Raw genomic sequence first — 2,366 nt, forward strand, 5'->3', positions numbered from 1 at the left:
CCCGTTCACCCGTTCACCCGTTCACCCGTTCACCCGTTCACCCGTTCACCCGTTCACCCTCACACCCTCACACCCTCACCCGCCCTTCGCCTCGCCACCGGCGGGCGCGGCACCCTGCCGGTCGCGGGGAAGGCGGCGACCCTCCGGGATGCTCCAGTAGATCACGTCCTCCCACCACTCAGGGCCACGGAACTTGACGTTGGCGAAGCGCGGGTGGACGGCGTAGAACTCCGGGTCCAGGAAGATGGGTGCGTACACGGCGTCGTCGATCACCTGCTGCTCCAGCTGGCGCCACAGGCCGCGCGCCCGGGTGCTGTCGTTCTCCACCAGAATGCTGTCGATCAGCGCATCCGTCCGGGGATTGCTGTAGCCGGCGAAGTTGGGGCCGTTGGGCGGAATGCTGCGCGAGTGGAACAGCATCTCCGCGTTGGGGCCCATCACGCCGGGACCCCATCCCCATCCCCAGAAGCTGGCGGTGAACTGGCGGCCGCGCAGCCGCTCTACCCAGCTGGCGCGCTCCATCTCCTTGATGGACAGGTCGATCCCCACCTGCCGCAGCTGCTGCTGCATGAAGATGAGCATGTCCTTGCGCATCTGGTCCGACGAGCTGACCTCCATGTCGATGCGCAGCGGCTGACCGCCCTTTTCGCGGATGCCGTCGCCGTTGGCGTCACGCCAGCCGGCCTGCTCCAGCGTCTGCCGCGCCCCGTTGGCGTCGAACGGGATCGGCCGCACGTCGGCGCTGTGCTCGCGCAGGCCCGGCGCGATGGGCGAGAGCGCCGCCGTACCCTGCTCACCAAACTGCGCCTGGACAATCTGCTCGCGGTTGATGGCCATCAGAAACGCCCGCCGCACGGCCAGGTCGTTCACCGGCGCCTTTTGCTGGTTGAACGCCACCCACCCCGGCCGCACCTGCGCCGCCGTGTGCAGCACGACGCCGGGCCTCCCCTCAAGCTGCGCGCGCTGCTCCGGCGCCACCTTCACCGCGTCTGCCTCGCCGTTCAGCAGCTGCGTCAGGCGGGCCGTGGCGTCGGGGACCACGCGGACGATGATGCGGTCCAGCGCCGGACGCCCCTCGGGCGCGTCGGGGTTGGCCATCACCATGATCTGCTGCCCCTTGGTCCAGCTGCCGAACCGGAAGAGGCCGTTGCCCACCGGCTTCTGGCTGAACGCGTTGAAGCGCATCTGCGCCGGATCCACGTTCTGCAGCAGGTGTTTGGGGACGGGGATCACCTCCAGCAGCGCGTTGAGCGTGCTGGGCCCCGTCTTGTTGAGCTTGACCTCGGCCGTCTGCGCATCGATGGCGCGGATGGAGGTCACCGAACCGACGTCCGCCTGGCGCGGCGAGGCGGTGGCGGAGTCCTGCTGCCGCTGGATGGTAAAGACGATGTCCTCGGCCGTCACCGGCTGCCCGTCGTGCCACTTGAGGTTGGGGCGCACCTTGAGGATGACCGTGTTGGGATCGGGGCGGTTCCACGATTCCAGCAGGTCCGGCACGTAGTTGCTCAGCGTGCTGTCGCGCCGGGCCAGCGCGCGAAAGAGCAGGTGGACGATCTGGTACGACTGCGTGTTGTCGAAGGTGAGCGGGTTAAGGTCGTCCACGTCGCCTTCGGACAGAAAGATGAGCGTGCCGCCGGGCGCCGCACCGGTAAAGGTGGGATGCCCCGCGCCCACGCCCTCGTCGCCCGCGCCGCCCTTGCTGGCCGCCGGCCGGTCACCGCCGCCGCCGCACGCGCCGGCGGCCAGCGCCAGCATCAGCGTCCATGCGGCGGCCGTCCCCCGCCGCGCCCACGCGTTCCACCGCATCGCTCCTCCCCGTGTGTCTGTCCCCACCCGCCGGTGCCCCCGGTCCGGGTGAACGCCTGTCTCCCCACTGCACGAAATCCACCAACTCGCCAGTCGAGCCCCCCTCGGCGGGTACGACCGGCATCGAACTGCGTCCGCGGTGCCCCTCCCCCGGCCCCTCCCCGTTCGTTCCTCACGGAGAGGGGAGAACTTCGATCGCGCTTCGGACGCCTCGGCACCGGATCCCGGTCGTGGCTCGGCGACCAGCATCGAACTTCGTCCGCGGACGCCCCCTTACTCGCCTAGGCTCGCACCTCCCCCAAAAAACCCTGGGGGAGGTGGACTTCGATCCCGCTTCGATAAGGTGCGTCGCACCTCCCTCCCCCGCGCTGTTTGCGGGGGAGGGCCGGGGAGGGGGGCGGCCCCCCACCCCCCCCCCCACACCCCCCCCCCCGCCCCCCCCCCCCCCAAAGGCCGGGGGGTGGTTGGGGGGGGCGGGGGGTGGGTTTTTGGGGGGGGGGTGGGGGGCCGCCCCCCTCCCCGGCCCTCCCCCGCAAACAGCGCGGGGGAGGGAGGTGCGA

The 2,366-nt window shown here is 70.7% G+C and carries 1 protein-coding gene; it reads right to left on the reverse strand.

Annotation, left to right across the window (positions count from 1 at the left end; genetic code table 11):
- Nucleotides 1-75 precede the first annotated feature (75 nt).
- On the reverse strand, nucleotides 76-1,806 hold the full coding sequence (locus ACOJUJ_RS23235; protein ID WP_420129305.1) for an ABC transporter substrate-binding protein: 1,731 nt from the start codon (nucleotides 1,804-1,806) through the stop codon (nucleotides 76-78).
- Nucleotides 1,807-2,366 lie beyond the last annotated feature (560 nt).

Origin of the sequence: Longimicrobium sp. (assembly GCF_048594345.1) — a bacterium.
Taxonomy (GTDB): domain Bacteria; phylum Gemmatimonadota; class Gemmatimonadetes; order Longimicrobiales; family Longimicrobiaceae; genus Longimicrobium.